The sequence below is a fragment of the Synechococcus sp. M16CYN genome (assembly GCF_040371545.1).
Classification (GTDB): Bacteria; Cyanobacteriota; Cyanobacteriia; order PCC-6307; family Cyanobiaceae; genus Parasynechococcus.
The window spans coordinates 1908629-1930401 of the sequence record NZ_AP029048.1 but is presented as its reverse complement, the minus strand read 5'-3'; the positions used below and the strand labels follow the sequence as shown (position 1 = coordinate 1930401).

At 48.2% G+C, this 21773-nt stretch carries 18 protein-coding genes; 4 read left to right on the top strand and 14 right to left on the bottom strand.

Annotated features, from left to right (window positions below):
• Positions 1–84 precede the first annotated feature (84 nt).
• Positions 85–1272: a trypsin-like peptidase domain-containing protein gene (locus ABWV55_RS09270; protein WP_353292740.1), complete on the top strand. Its 1188-nt coding sequence runs from the start codon at positions 85–87 to the stop codon at positions 1270–1272.
• A 6-nt stretch (positions 1273–1278) separates the two neighbouring features.
• Here ABWV55_RS09270 and ABWV55_RS09265 read toward each other — a convergent pair whose 3' ends face one another.
• From ABWV55_RS09265 to ABWV55_RS09215, 11 genes are all read right to left on the bottom strand, one after another.
• A complete protein-coding gene (locus ABWV55_RS09265) occupies positions 1279–1464 on the bottom strand; it encodes a hypothetical protein (RefSeq protein ID WP_353291757.1) in 186 nt (61 codons plus the stop codon).
• Positions 1465–1598: 134 nt separating this feature from the next.
• Positions 1599–3329, bottom strand: coding sequence for an ATP-binding cassette domain-containing protein (locus ABWV55_RS09260; protein ID WP_353291756.1), 1731 nt, complete (start codon positions 3327–3329; stop codon positions 1599–1601).
• The gene (locus tag ABWV55_RS09255; RefSeq protein WP_353291755.1) at positions 3316–3459 is read right to left on the bottom strand and encodes a hypothetical protein; all 144 of its coding nucleotides are present in this window, start codon (positions 3457–3459) and stop codon (positions 3316–3318) included. The genes ABWV55_RS09260 and ABWV55_RS09255 overlap by 14 nt, the downstream gene beginning before the upstream one ends.
• 135 nt (positions 3460–3594) lie before the next feature.
• Positions 3595–3831, bottom strand: a complete 237-nt coding sequence (locus tag ABWV55_RS09250) for a hypothetical protein (protein ID WP_353292739.1) — start codon at positions 3829–3831, stop codon at positions 3595–3597.
• 538 nt (positions 3832–4369) lie between these two features.
• Positions 4370–4552, bottom strand: a complete 183-nt coding sequence (locus ABWV55_RS09245) for a hypothetical protein (RefSeq protein WP_353291754.1) — start codon at positions 4550–4552, stop codon at positions 4370–4372.
• Between the two features lie 21 nt (positions 4553–4573).
• Positions 4574–5716, bottom strand: coding sequence for an anhydro-N-acetylmuramic acid kinase (locus tag ABWV55_RS09240; protein WP_353291753.1), 1143 nt, complete (start codon positions 5714–5716; stop codon positions 4574–4576).
• Positions 5717–5721: 5 nt separating this feature from the next.
• Complete coding sequence (locus tag ABWV55_RS09235; RefSeq protein ID WP_353291752.1) at positions 5722–6426, bottom strand: TrkA family potassium uptake protein; 705 nt, start codon at positions 6424–6426, stop codon at positions 5722–5724.
• 24 nt (positions 6427–6450) lie between these two features.
• Positions 6451–7860: a potassium transporter TrkG gene (locus ABWV55_RS09230; RefSeq protein ID WP_353291751.1), complete on the bottom strand. Its 1410-nt coding sequence runs from the start codon at positions 7858–7860 to the stop codon at positions 6451–6453.
• Positions 7861–7895: 35 nt separating this feature from the next.
• Positions 7896–9707 carry an SLC13 family permease gene (locus tag ABWV55_RS09225; protein ID WP_353291750.1) on the bottom strand — a complete coding sequence of 604 codons (1812 nt, stop codon included), beginning with the start codon at positions 9705–9707 and terminating at the stop codon, positions 7896–7898.
• The gene (hflX, locus tag ABWV55_RS09220) at positions 9707–11371 is read right to left on the bottom strand and encodes a GTPase HflX (protein ID WP_353291749.1); all 1665 of its coding nucleotides are present in this window, start codon (positions 11369–11371) and stop codon (positions 9707–9709) included. The genes ABWV55_RS09225 and hflX overlap by 1 nt, the downstream gene beginning before the upstream one ends.
• On the bottom strand, positions 11368–12516 hold the full coding sequence (locus ABWV55_RS09215) for an FAD-dependent oxidoreductase (RefSeq protein WP_353291748.1): 1149 nt from the start codon (positions 12514–12516) through the stop codon (positions 11368–11370). The genes hflX and ABWV55_RS09215 overlap by 4 nt, the downstream gene beginning before the upstream one ends.
• A gap of 65 nt (positions 12517–12581) precedes the next feature.
• Between ABWV55_RS09215 and ABWV55_RS09210 the strand changes: the two genes are divergently transcribed.
• From ABWV55_RS09210 to ABWV55_RS09200, 3 genes are all read left to right on the top strand, one after another.
• Positions 12582–13382, top strand: a complete 801-nt coding sequence (locus ABWV55_RS09210; RefSeq protein ID WP_353292738.1) for a phosphoadenylyl-sulfate reductase — start codon at positions 12582–12584, stop codon at positions 13380–13382.
• On the top strand, positions 13379–14080 hold the full coding sequence (locus tag ABWV55_RS09205) for a type III pantothenate kinase (protein ID WP_353291747.1): 702 nt from the start codon (positions 13379–13381) through the stop codon (positions 14078–14080). Before ABWV55_RS09210 ends, ABWV55_RS09205 begins: the two co-directional genes overlap by 4 nt.
• Positions 14081–14693: 613 nt before the next feature.
• Positions 14694–15302, top strand: coding sequence for a protein phosphatase (locus tag ABWV55_RS09200; RefSeq protein WP_353291746.1), 609 nt, complete (start codon positions 14694–14696; stop codon positions 15300–15302).
• 1869 nt (positions 15303–17171) lie between these two features.
• On the opposite strand, the gene ABWV55_RS09195 is transcribed toward ABWV55_RS09200, so the two are convergent.
• The 3 genes from ABWV55_RS09195 to ABWV55_RS09185 form a co-directional block, all read right to left on the bottom strand.
• Positions 17172–18833: an alpha-D-glucose phosphate-specific phosphoglucomutase gene (locus tag ABWV55_RS09195; RefSeq protein WP_353291745.1), complete on the bottom strand. Its 1662-nt coding sequence runs from the start codon at positions 18831–18833 to the stop codon at positions 17172–17174.
• A gap of 1530 nt (positions 18834–20363) precedes the next feature.
• Positions 20364–20570 carry a hypothetical protein gene (locus ABWV55_RS09190; protein ID WP_353291744.1) on the bottom strand — a complete coding sequence of 69 codons (207 nt, stop codon included), beginning with the start codon at positions 20568–20570 and terminating at the stop codon, positions 20364–20366.
• Complete coding sequence (locus ABWV55_RS09185; protein WP_353292737.1) at positions 20567–21664, bottom strand: DUF4912 domain-containing protein; 1098 nt, start codon at positions 21662–21664, stop codon at positions 20567–20569. Before ABWV55_RS09185 ends, ABWV55_RS09190 begins: the two co-directional genes overlap by 4 nt.
• Between the last annotated feature and the right edge of the window lie 109 nt (positions 21665–21773).

Here is a 21773-nt window from a genome sequence, read left to right as displayed (position 1 = left end):
CCAGATAGTTCCGACCTTCCCATCCTGCCCCAATTTCGAGTGGACTGCACTCATTTAACGGGTCTGACTTCAATTTCTTTTGGCATGGCCTCTACAAACTACGCACCGTCATCACAACGTCGTGCAGGGCTAGGCTTGTTTCCAGCCCCCTCCCGATCTTTCGCCGCTTCCACGCTGGCAAGTGGTGTTTTGCTGACTGGTGTAGCACTATCACCCCTTGTGTTGGCGCAAGCGTTTGCGCAGTCCCGTTCAGTTCTCGTCCAGAGGTCCTTTGTTGCATCGGCAGTCCGACGTAGTGGCTCTGCCGTTGTTACTCTAGAAACATCACGTACCACAAAAAGACCCAGCCCATCTGGACTGCCGAGGGGGATGATGGTCAATCCACTGTTTCGGCATTTTTTCCTGACGCCGGGAGAGACAATGCCACGCCCCAGGATTCAGCGAGGCCAGGGGAGCGGTGTTTTGTTCGATCCCAAAGGATTGCTCCTAACAAATGCCCATGTGGTGGAGGGGGCTGACCAACTTATAGTTGGCTTGTCTGATGGGCGGCGTGTTCGAGGAAGCGTCATCGGTAAGGACAGTTTTACTGACCTGGCTGTGGTTCGTCTGGATGGGGGTGGTAAGTGGCCTACAGCCCCCCTTGGTGATTCTGATCGTCTAAACGTAGGGGATTGGGCGATTGCTGTGGGTAACCCCTATGGACTCGAAAACACAGTCACTCTTGGCATCATCAGCAATCTGAACCGGAATGTATCCCAACTGGGAATTTCTGGTAAGCGTCTCGATCTCATTCAAACTGATGCCGCCATCAACCCTGGTAACTCCGGGGGTCCGCTTCTTAATGCGGTTGGTGAGGTGATTGGGATCAACACTTTGGTTCGTTCCGGCCCTGGCGCAGGCTTGGGCTTTGCAATTCCGATCAATCGCGCCAGGGCCATCGCTGCTGAGTTGGTAGCCACCGGAAAAGCACGCCACCCTGTGATTGGGATAGGACTATCGAAGATTCCGGCCAAAACGTCGGGAGCTGCGGCCCCACAGGGAGCAGTGATTCGCTCTATTCAGATGCGCAGTCCTGCTGCTCAGGCAGGACTACGCATCGATGACGTAATTACGGCGGTCGATGGCCAGCCAGTAGAGGGACCCGCTGCTGTTGTAAGTGCGATCGAACGGCGTGGCGTTGGCGAAATCCTTACGCTTCAAATCCGTCGAGGAGATCAAGGCAAAATTGTTCAACTCAAGCCAGTGGACCTAGCTGCATTAGCTAGCGGTTAAGACTCTTTATTCATCCTTATCCGAATCACGTAATTGATCAACACAGCGAGTGATGCATTCTCCGTCGTCAAGAGAGCATGTTGTGATGCACTCAAAATAGGTCTCAACGGCATCCCAGGTCTGTTCATGAGCCTGCGATGGTTCGATTGGAGAGGAGACGCTGGAGTTGAATGAACCAGAACTTAAAGACATTGACATTGCATCTACGAGTTGCGTTTTGTCAGCCTATGCACATCCAATTGATCCAGTAAACAGAAATAAGTCTTCATGCCTAAAAGCGTGTGAACTTTTCCCTCTTTTTTAAATGCGGTAACACTTCAGTCAAGCTACTTAGTCTGACTGCTTTTCTGACGCTTTATACAAGTATTCTGTTTTTTCTGATCGGCTTTTTTAACAGCTCGTTGTGAACTCCGGTCACTTTTTTTACCACTCTTGGCTCTTTCCTCTTCTTTTTTCTCGAGATAGTAGTCATAATTCCCGCGATACAATACGAGGTCACCATCTCGTAATTCAACGATTCGATTGGCGATGCGTGAGATAAAGTAACGGTCATGAGACACCAGAAGTGCAGCTCCTTCATAGGCTATAAGTGCATCTTCCAGCATTTGTTTAGTAGGGATATCAAGATGATTAGTGGGTTCATCTAGTACTAACAGATTGCAAGGGTTGAGCAACATTAAGGCCAGAGCTAAGCGTGCTTTTTCCCCTCCACTAAGTTGTCCCACATCTTTGAAAACGCTGTCGTTGCCAAAGCAAAAGTTGCCCAATAAGGTACGTACCTGAGTCTGAGTCCAATCCGGAACCGCCTCGTATATCGTGTTAATCACAGTCTTACTCAGATCGAGCGCTTCCGCCTGGTTCTGCTCAAAATAGTTGGCTACAATGTTGTGCTTTCCTAGTTGTGCGATTCCCTCATCTGGTTTCTCCATCCCCATGACAAGGCGCAGCAATGTAGATTTACCGGCACCATTTGGACCCACAAATGCAACTTTGTCGCCGCGCTCAACTTCTAATCTGGCCCCAAGAAATAGGATTTCATCGCCGTAGCTGTGGGTGAGATTATCGAATAGGGCGACTTGCGCACCGGAGCGCGGTGCCGGTGGAAAACGAAAGCCAGGACTTGAAACACTCTCCACCGGGGCTTCTATAAGCTCGACTTTGTCAAGCTGCTTTTCACGACTTTTAGCCTGGGTGCTGCGTGTGGCACTGGCGCGAAATCGGTCAATATAAGTTTGTTGTACCGCGATTTCTTTCTGCTGACGTTTATAAGCAGCCTGGGCGGATTGGCGCTCCAGTTGCTGAAGCTTGAGGTGAGCGGTATAGTTGCCGAAGTAAGAACGAGAGATGCCGCGATCAATGGATACGATCTGATTGCAAACCCGGTCTAAAAAAGTGCGGTCGTGGCTGATTACCACCAGGGCGGCGCTTTGTTCCAGCAGGTATTCTTCTAGCCATTGGATCGTCTTTACGTCCAGATGGTTGGTCGGTTCGTCTAATAGCAACAAATCTGTATCTTGCAGAAGAATCTTGCCCAGGGCGATACGCATTTGCCACCCGCCCGAGTAATTCCTTATGTGCCTCTCAGCATCGTCTGGACTAAATCCAATTTTGGGGAGCAACTTATCAATGCGACTATCAAGCTCATAGCCATGAAGCGCTTCAAAGCGATTTTGGAGCCATCCGAGTTCGTAAATGAGTTCATCTAAATGTGCAGAGTCTCTAGCAACTTGTTCTGATTCCATTTCCTTCTCGATCTTCCGAATGCGACTCAGCACCTTTGCTGCTTCTCCAAAGGCTTGAAATAACTCCTCACGTACTGTCCTATCTAGCTTGACATTGAATTCCTGTTGTAGATAAGCGATACGTGGGTCGCCTTGACGAATAACTTGACCACTGCTTGGTTCTTCATAGCCAGCGATGAGACGTAACTGGGTTGATTTCCCTGCCCCATTTCCGCCTATAAGGCCGATGCGATCACCGACCTTGACCTCCCAAGTCACATTGCGCAACACCTCGCCAGTGGGATAGATCTTTCTGACTTGCTCAAGCCTCAACAATAGTCCAATGCATGATCAGTACATCATCTCTGCCGGCAGAACGAGAGCGAACAATTGACTCGCTTATTAGCTCACTAAAACCTAGGCGACTGGTGATTCCTCCGATCGTTGCTACAAGGTCCGTCACCATTGGTTATTTGAAAGTTATTTGTTGCTTTTCAATTGGGCCAGCAGTGGAAATCATTACTTCCGGCAACACCCGATTGCCCAAACCAAGCTCTGATTGCTACCAGGTTTCAGGGATATGCCAATTTGGCCCAGCAAATCAAAACCCCCCACGTGCTTTGACTAACCAACGCTTGCTGTCCTCGTCGTCAAGGTTCGCTAGGTGCCGACGAACCTCGGTGGCTGTTACAGGCAACCCTAATTGGTCTCCGAGGTCACAGATTGATTTCATAGCGCCACCAGGGTCTTGCAGTGCTTGGCGAAACAAAGCTTGCGTTTGTTCCGGATTTTTGCTGATTTGCTCGTAAAGCGCTGCAGCATTTGCGTTTGAACTCATCGCAGTGGTGACAACTAAGGGAACGCTATTCAGGTCTGTTCGTTTCGTCATGCAACCTGTTCCGTCACTTCATTGCATCGTTTACAAACCGGGGTGTTTCCCATAGTACGAGCGGGCATACACGCAAAGCACTTTGCATAGCTAGAATAGATTTAGAAATCTAATGATCCGCGACCTTAATTTGGGCGACTGCTTATCCCACTTCGTGAAAATGGGTAAGCAACTTGTTAGTTGCTGATAACAACGGAGGTGAACATACCACTGCTTTCAGAAATTCATCGAGAGCTGTACATTCAGCCATACTCAGATGTGTTGCTGCGATAGGGCTGAGATGTGGACTGGACCACGAAACCTGGCGTGAGGGCAAATCATGACAAAGACACATAAATCAATCTTTGACCACTCCCTGCATACTTGTTTTTATCGAAGAAACTTCAATTTACGATCAATGATCTGGTCGTTTCTGCTCAACAGATGCTAAGCAGTAGGAAACCTAAGTTTCCTTGGGTTAGCGTGGCTCTGCTTAAAAATCTATGTGTCATTTCAGCTTGATGGCCTTGATTGAGGAAAGATTTGGACGACCGCCAGCAACGTAGCCCATGTGCGTTAATCCAGCACGATGTTCAACATCAGGAAGCGGAAAAGGCCTCTGCTTAGATTCCGGCAACACTGACGGTTGCGCTGGGTTTCCCATCGGTTGCCGTGGTACCAACTCAGCCAAAGGGGGGCACTGCCGCTGGGGTTAGACCGGATTCACCATAACCCCGAGTACAGCTTCTTGACTTGCACCCGTGATCGATGGGACATTGGCGGGGTGTTGGCGTTGATGCCACCAAGCAAGCAGCGCAAATACCAGCGCTTCCCGTGCTTCTACTGGAATCCCAATATCTTGGCTACTACTCAGTTGAACGCCGCGACAACGTTGTTTTAATTCGCCCATCAATGCTGGATTATTGCAGCCGCCACCAGCAACGATCAATTCTATTGGCCGAATTCGATTGCGTCTCATCAGCTGTTTAAGATCTTGTGCTACAACTGCTGCACTGAAGCCTGTCAGTGTAGCGACGACATCGTTGGCAGAGCAGTTTCCTCCCAATCCGTTCAGGCGTTGCTCTAGGTTGATGCGCCCGAATAGCTCTCGACCTGTTGATTTTGGCGGAGGACATTGGAAATAAGTCTCCTTTAGCCAATGACGAATTGTCATCTCATCACAACGACCGGCTAACGCCATGGCTCCACCGCAATCAAAGTTTAGTGCCCGGTCACTGAAGTGTTGGACGGCAAGATCGATTAGACTGTTAGCGGGGCCGCAGTCCCACCCCCGCATGGCAGCGAAACGTTCAGGTCCACAGCGCGGCGGAATCAGGGTAAGGTTGCTTATACCGCCAAGGTTGAGGAAAGCGCGCCAACCATCAATTCTTCCTATAAGAGCAGCATCAGCCTTGCAGACGAGTGGCGCTCCTTGGCCGCCAAGAGCTAGATCTGTTGCACGGAAGTCGTAAATTACGGGACGGCCTAGTAGCTGGGCCAGTAGAGGCGCTTGCAACACTTGCCAACTGGCCCCACGTTGCTTGCTATTGGGGGGACGATGACAAACGGTTTGGCCATGACAGCCGATAAGGTACGCTTCCTCGCCGGGATCGCAGGATTGCGCGGCCCTGACTTGGGCTTCTGTGATCGCTTCGGCCAAATCAAGCCAAGCTTCTGCGCTGTAAGCTTTACTTTGTCCAGCGTCTACCACTCGCTGTTTCAGGCTCTCTGGGTATGGGCTGTGTATGTGACGGATTAGCTGCCATTTCGGCCTATTTGGAGCGCCTTGAAAATCAGCCAAAACGGCATCTACCCCATCAGCGCTAGTGCCGCTCATTAGCCCTAAACAGCGCATTAGTTTTACATCTTGGGAAGACGCCGCAAGTCATCCACAAGGCCCATCACAACAAGTAAATGCCCCTGCTCAAGCACATGGGATGCCGGTGGATTCACAGTTAAGCTGCTCTGGGAACCAGCAGCTAGAACATTCACCCGAAAGTTTTTGCGCAAGTTTAAATCCCGCAGGGATCGTCCGACAAAGAGCTCTGGAACTTTAATCTCTTCTATGCAGTGCTGCCCATCCAGGGCTAAACGCTCCATCAAGTTGGGACGCACGAGTTCGAGGCCAAGGCGTTCTCCTTGCATCCTTGAGGGAAAGATCACCCGATCAGCGCCAACCCTTTTGAGCATCTTTTCGTGTAAGTCACTGGTCGCGCGTGCAATCACCTGCTTTACCCGAGAGCCATCGCTGTCCTTGGCAATTAGCGTTGCCGTGATGCTGGCTTCAATCGGTTCACTGATGGCAACTACTACGGTGCCCATATCGAGGACACCTGCTTCTCTCAGCGATTCTTCATCTGTGCAATCGACTATGCGAGCTTCCATGCTCTGTTCCACCTGACGCAATTCCTCAACAGCTCGTGCGGAACGATCTACAGCCAGTACATCAGCTCCGTTTTGGAGTAATTCTCGGCAAACTGCGATGCCGAAACGTCCAACCCCAATGATGGCGAAGCCAAGACGCTCACCATTTTGAAGCGGGCTCCACCGCCACCACTCCTTCATAGATTTACGATCCTTTGAATGTACTCAGACATATAGATCTTCGCGAGGATAACCAATTCGATTTTGGCGATAAATATGAATTTGTTCTCTGGTTGCTGTCTCCCAGATCGCACTGAGTAAAAGAAGGATGCCGAGTCGCCCCACAAACATACCAATAAGTAGTACCGTTTGACCGAAGTGACTTAGTTTTTCAATAACACCTAAATCAAGCCCCACGGTAGCGAAAGCTGAAATACAAGTAAATAGCATTTCTAAAAATGTGAATGAATCCCCCCCGTTGAGATTGCTGCCAATGCTTATCAGCAGAGCCATCCCCAATACAAACAGTAGAGAAGCCATAGTTATACCAACAGCCCTTAACACGATCTTGTCGGTAATCTCGCGATTGCGAATCACAACCGCTTCTCGGCCACGCAGGGTAGAACGTGTTGCGGCCATCAGTGCCACTACCGTGGTGGTTTTAATACCTCCGCCAGTTCCACCGGGACTGGCGCCAATGAACATCAAGGTCATCAGTAACAGCAGTCCTGACTCCGTGATGTTTTCTAGAGACAAAGGAATTGTGGTGAAGCCTGCGGTGCGAGCGGTCACGGATTCAAACAAAGCGGTCATCCAACGTTCAGGCCATGTCATTTCAATAAACACCTCACCTTTATTCAGCCATTCGGTCATTGCCAGACCTAGAGTTCCGAATCCAATGAGGAGCATGGTGGTATGGATAACCAGTCGTGAATGTAGGCTGAGCCGACGACGATTAGGCCGTAATCCTTGTCTTGCTACGTCACTAGTTACCCTCCAACCCAGCCCTCCCATGATGACGAGCAGCATCACCACAGCGTTTACGGTGGGACTGGAGTGGTATCGCTCTAAGCTGTTTGACCAAAGTCCAAAGCCAGCGTTATTGTAAGCTGAAATGCTATGGAATACAGCGGCCCACAATCTTTCTCGGCTATTGGAAATGTCGTCGAATCCGTAATTATAAAGCACCACCGCTCCTAGCGTAATCACCACAAGGGCGGTTAGGGTGATGGCGCGAAAAGTGCTACCGACCCCACCCACACCAAATTCGTCGAGAGTTTGACCGCGGTCTAATCGTCGTCGCAGCGCTGTGCCATGCATTACAAATCCCTGAAGGAAAGTGGTAATAGCCATCAACCCAAGTCCACCCGTCAGGATCATCAGAGCCAGAACTGCTTGGCCAACGCCAGTAAGATCAACTCCAACATCAATAATTGATAATCCGGTAACGGTGATGGCGGAAGTCGCCGTGAATAGGGCTTCCCAAAGTCCGACGCGAGTTGATGAACATAATGATGTTGCTAATAGCAGCGTACCGAGCAGCACTACAAGTAATGCAGTCACTACGGTGAATTGCGGCACAGTAAGGCGAATACGCCAGCCCTGATTTTGCTGGATAGCCTGTCGGGCAAGCAAAGGATGTGTCTCGGTGCGACCAGTATTATTCAGGATCAGCTGTAATGCCAGAGAATTAGTGTGGGCACAAGTGTGGTCATGATCAAGGTCAGTCCCAAGCCATAACGAGTGACATCGAGAAAACAGTACCTACCTGGGCCAAATACCATCAAGTTGGTTTGGTATCCCACAGGGGTCAGAAACGATTGGCTGGTTCCAAATAACACGGTAATCAACAGAGCGGAAGGCGACAACCCGAGAGCTGGTGCTAATTGCACTGCAACGGGGGCTAGTAATGCAACTGAAGCCGCATTACTCATGATCTGGGTTAATAGCGTTGTACCGATGAAAATTACTACTAGTGCGTTGTAAGTCGGCCAGCCGTCGATCCATTGCTGCACACTGGAAGCCAACGCATCTGCTAAGCCTGTAGCCTGGAGAGCAACGCTAAAACTGGTCAAGGATCCAAGCAGTAGAAAGACATCGAGGCGGATGGAGCGTTGCAGTTCGCCAAGGTTGAGGCAGCCGGTAGCAACGACCGACACCATGGCAAGTAGAACTGCAGCAACCAGCGGCATCGGGGTGATGGTGGGCAATATCAGCATCAAAACAGTGATGCTTACCATGACCGGTTTGCGGCCAACAGTAGGGAGATCGTCTTCCAACCGGTCGAGTACAAGAAGATCATTGCTGGATTGAAGGCCGCGTATAGAGTCGAGTGGTGCTTGTAACAACAACACATCACCTCCTCGAAGTACCACTTGTCCCAGCCGCTCTTGAACGGTCTCTTGGCCACGGCGCAGGGCTAATACTGTAGCGTTGTGCCTTTGTCGAAATCGCAATTCCCGCAAACTTGCTCCCGCCAGGGTTGATCCTGCTGGTAACAAAGCCTCTATTGTTTTTTGGCCGCTTCCTTGCCCAGGATCGAGGCTAGAGCCGGGTTTCTGTTTCTGGGTTGTCAGATGTACTGTTTGATCCTGTTGCAAACGAAGTAAGTCCGCACGAGTGACACGCAAAATCAAATGATCACCAGCCTCAAGAAGGCGGTCAGCCAATGGCGGCAAGAGCCTCTCACTCCCTCGTTGAAGTTCGAGCACGTCGACATCAAACCGACGTTGTAGACGACTGTTGAGCAGTGATCGCCCCACCAGTTCTGAGTCGGATGGGATGGTGACCTCAGTGCAGTATCCGCTGCGTTGGGAACTCAGGTTTAGGTCATCAAGATCATGACCGCGGTCTGGCAGTAGTATTCGAGGAGCCATAACTAGATACAAAGCCCCCACAAGCCATACAGGCAGGCCAATCAATGTGAAACTGAACAGCTCAAAAGGGCCATAACCGAGCTGTTGGCTAATATCGCTGATAAGCAGGTTCACTGAGCTACCCAGCAGTGTGAGCGTGCCCCCTAGAACTGTGGAAAAGGATAGGGGGAGTAACACTCTTGATGGTGAGATGTCATGGCGATGGCACCAGTTTTCAATAACGGGCAATAACGATGCCACGACTGGCGTATTAGGAACAACGCCTGAGACTGGAGCAATGACAAAAGCCATCAAGGCGATGAGCCGTCGTGGGGAACGGATTTGTTCTGAGGCGATCAGGCTCCGTAGACGATCGAGGGCTCCACTCTTGAAGAGTGCTGCTGAGACAGGAAACAAACCTATCAACGTTATGAGGGCAGGGCTACCAAAGCCGGCGAGAGCTTCTCGGGGGGTCAGAACCCCACTTGCCAGGAGCAATCCTAAGCTGAGTAAACCCGTCAACTCTGGAGCTAAAGCTCCGGTGACGAATAGAATCACCGCGAGACCTAAAACCGATAAAGTAATCAAAGCGTGCGGTGTCTGAAGCGCGCTGATTAACTCAGCCATTATGACAAGTTGCTTGTTGTCATCGCAGGCGATTTTGCATCAGCATCAAAGAATTGCCCACGTAGCCACTCTTGAAGCTCCTGTAGACCATCCCCGCGGACAGCTGACAGCAATAAGACATCGGGTTCCTGCTCGCGAATGGCGCTGATCGCTTCCAGGTCGCAGCGATCAATTTGATTGGCGACTACCCGTCGTAAGGATGTACTTCCCAAGGAATCGAGCAATCGGTGCACTGTGCCAAGTTGATCGATCCAGTTTGGATCAGCAAGATCGACTACTAAAAGCACCAAATCAGCATCAAGAGCCTCTTCGAAGGTGGCGCGAAATGCTTCCACAAGAGGAGCTGGAAGGTCTCTGATAAAGCCCACCGTATCGGTGAGAAGCATTCGTTTGGGTTTGTCCCCAGGACGGGGCAGATCAAGTTTGCGAGTGGTTGGGTCGAGGGTAGCGAATAATTTATTTTCCACCAATACCCGGTCGCTTTCTCGTTTTCCACAAAGGGCATTTAGCAGGCTCGACTTTCCGGCGTTTGTGTATCCGACCAATGCAACCCTCGGCAGTCCGCGGCGTTGATCGCGTAAGCGGCTACGATGGATTTGGAGTTGGTGTTGATCCCGTAAGAGTCGTTCAATTCGTCGGCTTATAGCCCGACGATCTTTTTCTAACTGGGTTTCTCCTGCTCCACGAGTGCCGATACCACCACCCTGGCGTGAAAGACTTTGACCTCGCCCCAGGAGCCGTGGAAGTCGATAGCGCAACTGAGCCAATTCGACTTGCAGTCGGCCGGCGGCACTACCAGCCCGCTGGGCGAAGATGTCGAGGATCAATTCACTGCGGTCTGAAACTGGGCAGTTAACAAGGCGTTCAATATTGCGGGCTTGAACCGGCGTCAGCTCACGATCTGTGATAACTAGCGAGGCACCATTTCGAAGTACTTCTAATGCTGCCTCTTGCAGTTTTCCCCTACCCCAAAGGGTTTGGAGATTAGTGTTGCTCCTTCTTTGACTTACTACAGCAACGGCTTTTCTTCCGGCACTGCGCACAAGACCTTTCAGTTCTGCCAGCTCACGATTGCCTTTGCTTGGCTCATTCTCAGTCAAAGTGAGCAACAGCACCCGCTCCGCGCTTTGGGTAGTTCTTTCGGTTAGTGGGAAGTGCTCTTCTGGCTCGATCTTACAGAGCTGCCGCAGGTCTCCCTTGTCTTGATGACGCCAGCCGTTGGCTTGACTAGAGTCCGGAAGGAGGAGTTCAGCCGTTCGGATGCCGTCTGCGGCGGGATTGGGACCAAAGCGTAGCCATTGACGTGGTGCCAGGTCTAGAGCAACAACTGCATCGGCGGGATCTGAGCTCAACCCGTCTTTGCAAAATGAACAACTCACTAGCCGCCAGCCGCCGCTTTGTCGACGGGGTGCGTTAGGGATATGTTCCAGGAGGGAATTGTTGCCAGAGAGGGGTCCTAGCCACAACAGACGACAAAGGCCGCGGCCGTCAATTACTAAGTGGAGCGGTGTTTTTAGTTTGAGAACAAGCTCACTCAGCCTCTCCAAAGCGAGAATATCTACTCCGCTACCTTCTGGATGACGGCGCTGGCTAAGTCGATCGAGCTGACGCTGCTGGCTTCGACGCAGTCCTTTGGTACGGCCGCCGAGATGTGCTTGTTTCAACGGTTTATCAACCAGGCGGCTGCTGAGCGAACCCCCACCGATAAGGCAGGCATCCTTGTGAGGTAGGCAGCTCGGCGCAGCTGAAAGGCTAGAGGGCCAGCCATCGTAATTCCAAGGCCTGTAAGTGTCGCGTCGCCAATTCCGAGGCTAAGCATTTCTCCGCGATCATTAAACTGAAACATTGGTGGTTTTTCACCAATGCGCAAGGTTGCGATAGCTTCTCCGACCGCTTCGCCTTGTTGCATTGCTACCTGCGCGGTTGCTGGGACTGGATGGTCAATTGTGATGGCAGTGTCTCCAATGGCAAATATGTCAGTACTCCCTTGGAGCCGTAGGTCACCGTCTACCGCAAGTCGGCCTCGAATGATGGAGGGTGGAGGTTGTAAGCAAGGGAAATCAGGCTGATTGCCAGCCGTCCAGACCAGACCTTGATGAGCAATTGCATCGTCTTCACGTAGAACTACCCGATTCGCTTCGACTCGTGTCACAGATGTGTTCAAGTGGATGATTACGTCTTTACGCTCAAGGGCAGCGTTGGCACGTTCCCGGTTAAAGGCGGAGCTGTTGGGAAGGATGCTGTCTCCCATCTCAATGAGATGAATCCTTGCTTTGCCTTCAAGAAGGTCGGCCAGCTTGCACGACAGCTCAACACCTGTGGACCCTGCACCAACGATTGCCAGGGCAGCATTGGGGTGTCTCCGACGATGAAAACCTTGCACCAATTGACGGAGGTATCGAACATCGCTGAGATTGCAGAATCCGCTGCCGTGTTCCCTCACTCCTGGAATACCAAAGTCGTTGGGCTTTGATCCAGTGGCGATCACCAACTGGCCCCAGGGGATTCGATCCCCTGAGAGAGTCTGCAGAGTGTGTGTAAGGCGATCGATACCGATTACTCTATCCCTTAGCCAACAGATGCCTTTATTGCTTACTAGCTGGCTGTATCGGGGGGCGACTTCCCATTCCTGCAGCTCATTGCTAAGAAGCTCGTAAAGCAAAGGCTGAAAAAGAAATTGCTTTCGGGGTTCAATCAAAACCACAGGACAGTCAGGAAGTTGCCTATGAACAGCGAGAGACGAAAACAACCCACCAAATCCGCCACCGACAATCACCACGGCATCCGCTGAGGAAGTATGTGGTGTCATGGGCGGTAATGATTTGTTCAACGATAGACAGAGTGACTAAATCGGCGACAGGGGAGGATGGCTGCATGATCGAGGTTCCTGACGTAATAGCGCGCACGTCGGTAGAGGTAGAACCGGCCAATCAAGATGATTTGCAGTTTGAAACGCTGCGTCAAAATCGTTTGGTTCTTAAGGGTCTTCCGCCTCAGGAACGTTTGGCTTGGGCTTACCAACAATTTGGTGAAAATTTTGCGTTGACAACCAGCTTTGGCATTCAGTCATCTGTGCTATTGCACATGTTGAACCAACTGCCGTGGGGGAGCTTGGTTCCGGTGATTTGGGTCGATACAGGTTACCTCCCCCCGGAGACCTACACCTATGTCGAGCAGCTCACCGGGTTATTTGACATTCGTTTGGTGGTGGCGCAAAGCATGGTCTCACCAGCCCGAATGGAAGCATTGCATGGTCGCCTTTGGGATACTGGAGCTGTGGCTGATCTTGAGCTTTATCATTGGATTCGCAAGGTTGAACCCCTAGAGCAATCACTGGCCCGGCTCAATATTTATTGTTGGGCTAGCGGGGTTAGGAGTGGGCAAACGGACCACCGTCGCTCAATGACCTGGCTTGACCCAATTCGAGAACGGCTTTCATTAAGACCCATCCTAGAATGGACTAGGAGGGATGTCTTTGACTACATGCAGGACAACGAACTGCCTCAGCATCCTTTGTTTGATCAGGGATATTCTACAGTGGGCGATTGGCATTCTAGTGGTCCAGATGCGGGAGATCTCAACGGTCGGGATACGCGTTTCGGTGGATTGAAGCAGGAATGCGGTATACATCTGCCTCAGGAGCGGGTAGAAGGACTGATGGGAGAAGGCATATGACAGAGCTACCCCATAACACACGACGCGTATTGCTAATTGGCAACAGCCGATGGCACTGGGGGGAGCGAGATTCCTTTGGGACACGTTTCGATCATGCATATCCAGATCTAGCTCGTCTCACAGGAGAATTATCTGGATGGGCAGCAGTTGGAGCTGTTCCCGAGTGTTTGTCTGCCGCCGGGAAGCGTCGCATTACACTCCAAGATGTTCCCTTGGTGGGTTGTCCGCCTTGGCTGGGGGTGGATCGGGCAATTGGTGCCTGGGCCGGCTGGACGCACAGCCTTGCGTTGTCGTTAGACCTATCCTCTGGACTGTTACTTGCAGATGCTGGCACTATACTCAGCATTACTGTGCTTTCACCCGATGGAGCTTTTTTAGGTGGTCAGCTAATTCCTGGTTACCGACTCCAGCTTTCAGCGATGACAAAAGGTACGGAGGCCTTGCCAACGGTGCCTTTTGCCCCTCCGGATGAAGAGAGATTCCCAAAGAAAACTGTATTAGCCATGCGTCGTGGCGTATTTCAATCTATGGTTGCAGCTATACGGGAGGCTCAGAAGGCTTGCAGTGGGGTACTCTGGTTATGTGGAGGAGATGCCAAATTGCTTGTAGCAGAGCTTCGGAACACGCCTTTACAAGTACAGCTAGACCCTAATTTGCAGTTGCGTGGGTTGTTCCACCTGCTGGACGAATATCCCTAGTCCAGGATTGAGTTACTGAGAAGTATGTGCGATGCCACTGTCGCTATCTTCACCGTGAAATACTTACGCTCGATGCGTTCATTCTTGTGCATTCGCGTTCTATGAACTTCTCAGAAAGATTGATTACAGCACAGGGTCCTGAGTCGATAGAGCGTGTTAGAGGTGCAAGTCCACTAAATGAGTTCTTTATGGAGTACAGCGCTACTCTTTACTGAGGTTCTCAGTGCCTTAATATCTTGCCCTTGGATGCGGCCTAGGCGATTTCCGAAATCACAAGCTTCTTAAGTTGCAGCTAAGACTTACCATCCTCTTGAGAGAAACATGGAGCTACCTTGTGACCTTGTTAGGGACAGCAGTCGAAGATGTTCACCATGTTAGCTGGAGTGCGTGAAATCTGAAGCCAGTAATCATCGGAATAGCCAAAGTACATTGGGGTGTTACTTCAACAGAAAGCGTACGGCTCGTTAGGTGAGCCGCACAATTTTTGCCATAGCCTGTGAACTAAGTGGCCCGAATGAGCAGGATCAATTGAATTGGGTAGGTTTTTGCTTAATTAAGTTGGCGGTTTTTGCTCGAAGGATTAATTTTCAACAGGCCTCCATATTTACCGTCAGTGTTTACTCATCTTGCTACTGGTATTCTCACAGGTGCTTTTTTGGCAGCTTTTGCTACACCCACTGAAGCTGGCACGAAACTTCCTGTGCGCTGGAATACAGGCGGCGCTGTTTGGAGCGTAACCCTCAAGGAATTTAAAACTTTCTTCGAAACCAGTAAAGCTACTAATCGTGCCCTAGATGCTGGTGTTAACAAGTCTGGTTGGACTTCCGAAGAAATTCGGACGGGTATGATCAAGAGCTACGGTGTTGACGTGATTGGCGTATCTCGTTTCTTGTATTCAAGTGACGGTATCGAGTTTCTTAAAGATCAGACCGCATCCTACTTTCCTTACTGGCGCATGAAAAAGACGGCTGTTGCGGCTCTTCGTTCGGCTATCATAGCCGATTCTATTGACGGTGAGATTTCTTCTGCTGGCATTATGACCGCCTTGCCAGTCCATTTTCGTTTGGCTGACACCTGCGGTACTTATACCGGCTCCCAAAATGTCTGTGCTCCTAACAAGTGCCAAGGAGACGCCCAGTGTACCTCTCTAATGTCTTGGTACGTGTTCCTTCCAGCCTGCATCCAGGCTAACTCTCAGTTACCTGAGACTGCTGTTCGTTAGCTTTGTTTTCCCATCTAAGGGTGAGACCTTAGGTGTCATCACCTAAACTCTGGCACTGTGAGGGCTTTTTATACTTTACTGTCTCAGTTAAAAGATGATTCTGGGCGAGGCAAGTCTAAATAAACTTTTCCTACAATCTTGCTGAACGCTTACATATCAAGCTAACGATTGTTGACTTGCATAATGCTTATTAGCCTGAGGTAGAACCCTGATCTTTCCTGTAACAACTAGTGTGTTGAGCAGTCGTCTTAAATAAAGGTTTATCCTTTAGCAGGGAGGTATTACTAGTCATGGATTATTCTTATCAAACGAAACCGCTCTTGATTAACAATTATCTTGGCTATCTCGTCTGTGAGATTGTTGTGCATGCACGTCCAGCTTCTGTTTTCAGGAAACAAAGAGTCGTTTTGGAGTGAGAGCGGAAGATTCGTGAGCCGGTAGCTGTTCCTAGCTCGAATCAAGATATTAATACTGATGATGTCAAGATGTCTAAAGCCTAAGGTGTATTATACACTTACATTTTTATCTGATTAAGCTTTAAGCCCCTGTTAAGTAGTTGTAGTCAAAGTTAGAGATTGGGGAGTTGAATATAAACATCGACATGGTGATAATAGCTTCTAGAAAGAACGACAGCATGAGCGCTTTGCTCTATCACTATTGTTTAGAATCATGAGGAGAGTAGTAATAATCGCAGACATGAACATATCTTAGTTCATGTCACGTAATTGGTGAGAAAACGATTTTGACAGTATAGCGCTGCGGAAATGTTAAGAGGATCCAAAAGCACTAGAAACCTTACCACTTTCATTACAGTTAAGCAAGGAGTAACCTGAGCAAGGAGTACAACTCTTTTATAATGAGTCACATACATTTAAGGATAATTGCATACGCTCTAACTATTGTTATGGCTTGAAGATTAGCAGGTTTGACATCTTTGCCAATCATGATAAGCGATTGTCAAACAATAAATTAGGAATTCTTGTTAATTTCATCATTTGAGCAAGTTATAATAGCCAAATGACATCAACTTTTTCAGCTATGTAGTGATTTAGTGGAAGCAGTGATCGTGTAGTGGCAAGCGTAATTTTATTTGTTATAGATAACAATTAATTGTTGCGTTAATTACTTGGCCGTCGCGAGGTTGATGGAAATGATTTTCTTGGTTTCTAATTATGAAAAAAGTCACGATTGCGTGTTTAAGCTATACTTTGCTGGCTATGCCCACGACTATATTATTTAATATGCTGATATTATCAAATAGCATGAACCAAACACTGAATCATATACGCCTAGTAACGGTGATGGGTCTTGCTAATAATGGTATAACTTTGATTGTTGACCTTATCATCAATCAGGAGATAATGGGTAAGAAACTGGCATCAGCATTAAGAGAAAACTAGGTTCTTAGCAAAGCACTGTTCTGGGCGGCTACGATAGTGACAATCTCATCATTCATCAAGTCTCCCCAATTTTGGTTAGTGGTGCTCACGCATAAAATCTACCATCGTTTTGTTTGGCTATTTTTGACAAGTTATAGTAGATCCTTACTCTTCCATTTTGGCTTTGGTTGTTCCCATTGTTATATGAGTACGTAACACCCTCTTCCCGATGCAAGTGTCAGGTGCGGGCGCTAGGTACCTTATAGATGGAAATCAGGTTTAAACACAAAATTCGGATCCGTAACCCAGTTGACACTTTTAGAGAAATCTTTCGGTAGACCTTAGATCACTATGGGCCTTAGCTTTCAGTGTTGCTGTAGCTTACCATTTTTCTCAAGGTATTGATTAATAGCAAAGCCATGCCTAAGTCGATTTATGTTATTTTTGCTTCTTTAGTCGGAGATAGTGTTCAGGTCTTGACCCCAATTAATCAGGTAATTACAGTGGGTTGATTCATGCCAGTTAGCTGCTGGATTTCAGATAGAGCATTAATAGCGCTGATCATATCTTTAAGAGCGATTTGAGGATTTTGGTTGAGATTATCACTACTAGGTACATAGTCTTCTAAATAAACTCGGATTGTTGCTCCTTTGGTACCAGTTCCAGACAAGCGAACGATAATACGGCCACCATCTTCCAGCAAAATTCGTAAACCTTGACCTTTGGTCACCGAAAAATCAATCGGGTCGGTGTAGCTAAAGTTGTCGGCTACATTGACGGTGCGCCCGGCAAAGATTTGCCCTTTAAGGCTAGGCAGCATGGTCTCAAGCCTGCTGTAAAGCGATTGGGCTGTGACACTATCCACGATTTCATAATCATGGCGAGAGTAATAGTGCCGCCCAAAGCGCTCCCAGTGTTCATTCATGAGATCGGCTACACTGCATTGACGCTTTGCCAGAATTTGAAGCCAAAACAACACTGCCCAAAGACCATCTTTTTCACGAATGTGGTTGCTACCGGTACCAAAGCTCTCTTCTCCGCAGAGAGTGATTTGTCCAGCGTCGAGTAGATTCCCAAAAAACTTCCAACCTGTGGGCGTTTCGTAGCAGTTGATACCCAGCTCCTTGGCTACCACATCAACAGCAGCACTGGTCGGCATCGAGCGGGCTACTCCAGCTAGACCGTCACTATAGGCTGGCGCTAATGTGGCGTTAGCGGCAAGCACCGCCAGGCTATCACTAGGATTCACAAAACAGCGGTGCCCTAGGATCATGTTGCGGTCTCCATCCCCATCGCAGGCAGCACCAAAGCGATAATCATCACTTTGCAGGAGAAGTTTGGCGAGCTTGTGCGCGTAGGTAAGGTTGGGGTCGGGGTGTCCTCCACCGAAATCTTTTAGTGGAATACCGTTGCGAACACTACCCGCAGGTGCTCCAAGCAGATCTTCAAACAATCGCCTGGCGTAGGGACCGGTGACCGCATGCATAGCATCAAAGACCAGCGGAAAACCGCTGCGGATCAAATCTCTGATTTGATCAAAATCAAATAAATGCTGCATTAAAGTAACGAAGTCATCGACACCGTCGATGACTTCAACTGTCATCTTACCGATTGCTTGCTCACCTGGGCTTTCAAGGGAAACTGGTTGGAATTCTATTATCGAGTAATGGGTCAGAGTTTTGGCGCACTTAAACACTGCATCGGTGTAGGAAGCCGGCGCGGGACCGCCATTTGCTCCATTCACCTTGACACCAAAATCCCCATCGGGCCCGCCAGGATTGTGACTGGCGGAGAGTATGACTCCCCCGATCGCCTGCCTAGCGCGGATCAGGTGTGAAGCTGCCGGAGTAGAAAGTATTCCATCGACGGGGACTATCACCTTATCTATTCCATGGGCAGCAGCCATGCGCAGGATCACGTCAATAGCGTGGATATTGCCGAACCGACCGTCACCCCCTAGCACCAGTGTGCCTCCTTTGACACCTAACAGGGTGCGCAGCACGGCTTCAATGAAGCTCTCCAAGTAATGAGGCTGTTGGAATTGCTTGCTACTTTTGCGTAAACCAGAAGTACCAGGTTTCTGATCGGTAAATGGACTGTTGAGACGAACCTCATGCTGGCTTGGTCTCATAGAGGTTGAGGTCGTCGTCATCACTGCAACAATGGCGTTTTGCAAAACATAAACATAAGATCAATTTATATAGATGCCAAGTGGACCAGTTGACATCGCCACCCCTAGGTCTTGAAATGTCCTAAAAATCGCATTCTAGTCTTTTCTAGTATTGCTACTTGGGCTCGTGGTAACAGGATCAGTTGAGCGGGTTACCTTCCAAGTTTGAAAGTCAGCCACTAATTCAAGTCGAAGTTTCCTGAGTATCATCAGGACGATCAACCGAAAATAACTGAGCAAGCTAGCTCATAAGGAATACTTAGAAATGAAGCGTTGGCTGTCTAATAGTGAGTTGTAATGTGTGGCCTATCGCGATGCCAGATTGGCCAATCAGGCAAAGATATTGATATTAAACACGAAAGGTAATAGTCTGTACACTAGACCGGAATAACTACTATTCATGCCCGAGTTATTGACTTGAACTGCATTTAAAATATGTCCTCGACTTAAGGACCACCTGATCAGAACCATGCCAGCACTATTTGCTCTTTCAAGTTTCTTAAGAGTTAGCCTTATAAACCAACTAGACAGCAGGCAAGTCTATCTGTAGCAATACTAATTATTTACTATTAATGTGGCTATGCATAATACATATGCCTCTGCAATAAAGAACTTTAAAATGTCTCTTTAGAATAAGCAGAAAGTAGAGATAGTTCATAAGTTTATCTGTAAGCTGATGCATAAAGTTACAACTTTGGTAGATTATTGAAAGAATAACACAAGCTTTCTAATTCTATTTTTTAATACTGATGTCAGGAACAGCAAATACCTAGATTTTTGAGATCAGCTTGATGCAGTAAAAGTTTTAATAATTTTCGCAAGATCTTAGATAAGTAAATAAAATATTTATCGCTAGGAATATTTTTTATTGTTAGTATAGTAGTGATGTATTTTAGTACATTTATAGACGTTATTTTTATCTCGATAATTATTATCGAGATAAATCGTACTCAGAGTACTACAATTATGGACTGCAAGCTGCTTTATTTAACTTTATAAAAGAGTAAATATTTTACTTATTGTTGCTTACTTTAACATTAATTAATAATACTTTTAGGCTCCAAAATACAAGGAATCTATTTGTTAATTTAGTTCTTAAAAAATTTTAGATTTAAAACTAACAAGTAAATTTAAAAAAGCATTTATTTAATATAAAATCTTTGTATAATAGTAAATAGGCTGTTAGCGTAAAAGGCTTGTTTTATAAAAACTTTATGAATATATTAATAAATACCTTTAGTTCAATAAATTATTCATTACTTTTGGCTGTATTTATCTAATTATTTAGATTAAGAATTTTTTAGAATTATAGTTTTTATTGAAAGTATATACCAAAAGAATTCAGCTAAGAAACATAATTTTCCACGAAAAAAATAACGTTTTTAAAAACAAAAGTTGTTTTTAATAAAAAGATTTAATTTTTATTAAGGCTGCTATAAGAAAGTTTTTTATTTTAGATGTTTTTAAGCCTAAGAATATAAGAGAAGCAAAAAAACAATTGCTATGTTATCTCTAGTGAGGCATTTCAGCTGTCTTTAGCATAACAATAAACCAGAGCAAACTAAGCACAAGAGTAAGGCCAATTCCTACCCCAACGCCAATGCGAATCATCACTATTGGGATTGCAAGTGGAAAACCTATGGCCCCTACGAGGGGAGTAATTGCCACAAGCCAACGTAGGCTAGTTGACGCATCACAGCCAGGAGACTTTAGAATCATTCGGTGTGGGTTCCTCTCGCCGAACTGTTGTTATCGTCTGTTGTTCGACGCTCAAAGTTGAATGTGATGTTGTGTTTCTGCTCGCCATCTGCAGCTACTGCTCTAATAGCATAAGCCTGTCCACCGTCGCGAAACGGCACCTGAATCCGGAATGTGCCGTCTGACGATAGGGGTACATCTTCTCCACCGATCGTTAGTTGTGCAGAAGGGTCAGTTGCTCCGTAAACAATCAGTTCTGCATCGGCTACCAACCAGAAGAAGCGTTGACGTGCGGCGGCCACTCCACCTAGTCCAGAATCATTGCGGCCGCTGGCCCATAGACCCACACCAGAACTACTGAGCGCGGGTTGCCTGGAATCCAAAGAGTTGTAAATGGTTTCGTGAAACTCTTCTGAACCAGTCCGATGACGTCGAAAGTGAACAGTGGCACTTTGATACAAGCGTTCGTGTAGACCGCTGCTGCTGATAGATTTTTGCTCGTACAGTGGTGCATCTGGAGGCTCTGATATGGCCGGCGAAGCCGGCGCTGACATGTCCAGGCTGAATGGAACAAACTGATCGAGGATTTGCTCGCTGGGATGGAGAGCGGGAACACGTGCAACCGACGAGAAGGCTAACGACATCCAGTCGTTGGCAACACGGTAACCGAGCTCGACACGATAGTCACGATCGCATAGAGGTATAGGAAGATACCATTCTGTACTGTGACTGTCAACGGTGACCTCCTGCAATGTATGCGGATGTGCCTTGCTATCCTGCTTCCCGGTTACGTCGAACAAGCGCAGGCACAGATGGTTGGCTCCTTCTTTCTGAGCACGTTTGCGATCGATATCTGAAATCTCCCAAAATACGTAAGCCCATTGGGGATCACGGGGAAGGAAAACCACACGGGTTCCTGCTACAGAAGTTGAGGGTGCACTGAGCTCAGCTTCCCTGGCCTTGACCTCTTTATCACGATTTTCTTGGCGAGCAGCCACCTCATTAACAAGGTTTTCTTTGCTCTTACGGCTGTAGAGCGGTACTCCTAGATCGCTAGCGATTTGACGAAGTTGACGGAGTGTTAGACGTGCCAGCGATGAAATAGTTGGGGACACGTCCAAAGCTCCAGGTTTAGTTCGGGATCATTTTGAGCCCAAAATTTCCTTTTCGAACGCTGAGTCCGACACTAGGTCAGTAGATGCTGACCCCAGATTATGGGGATCA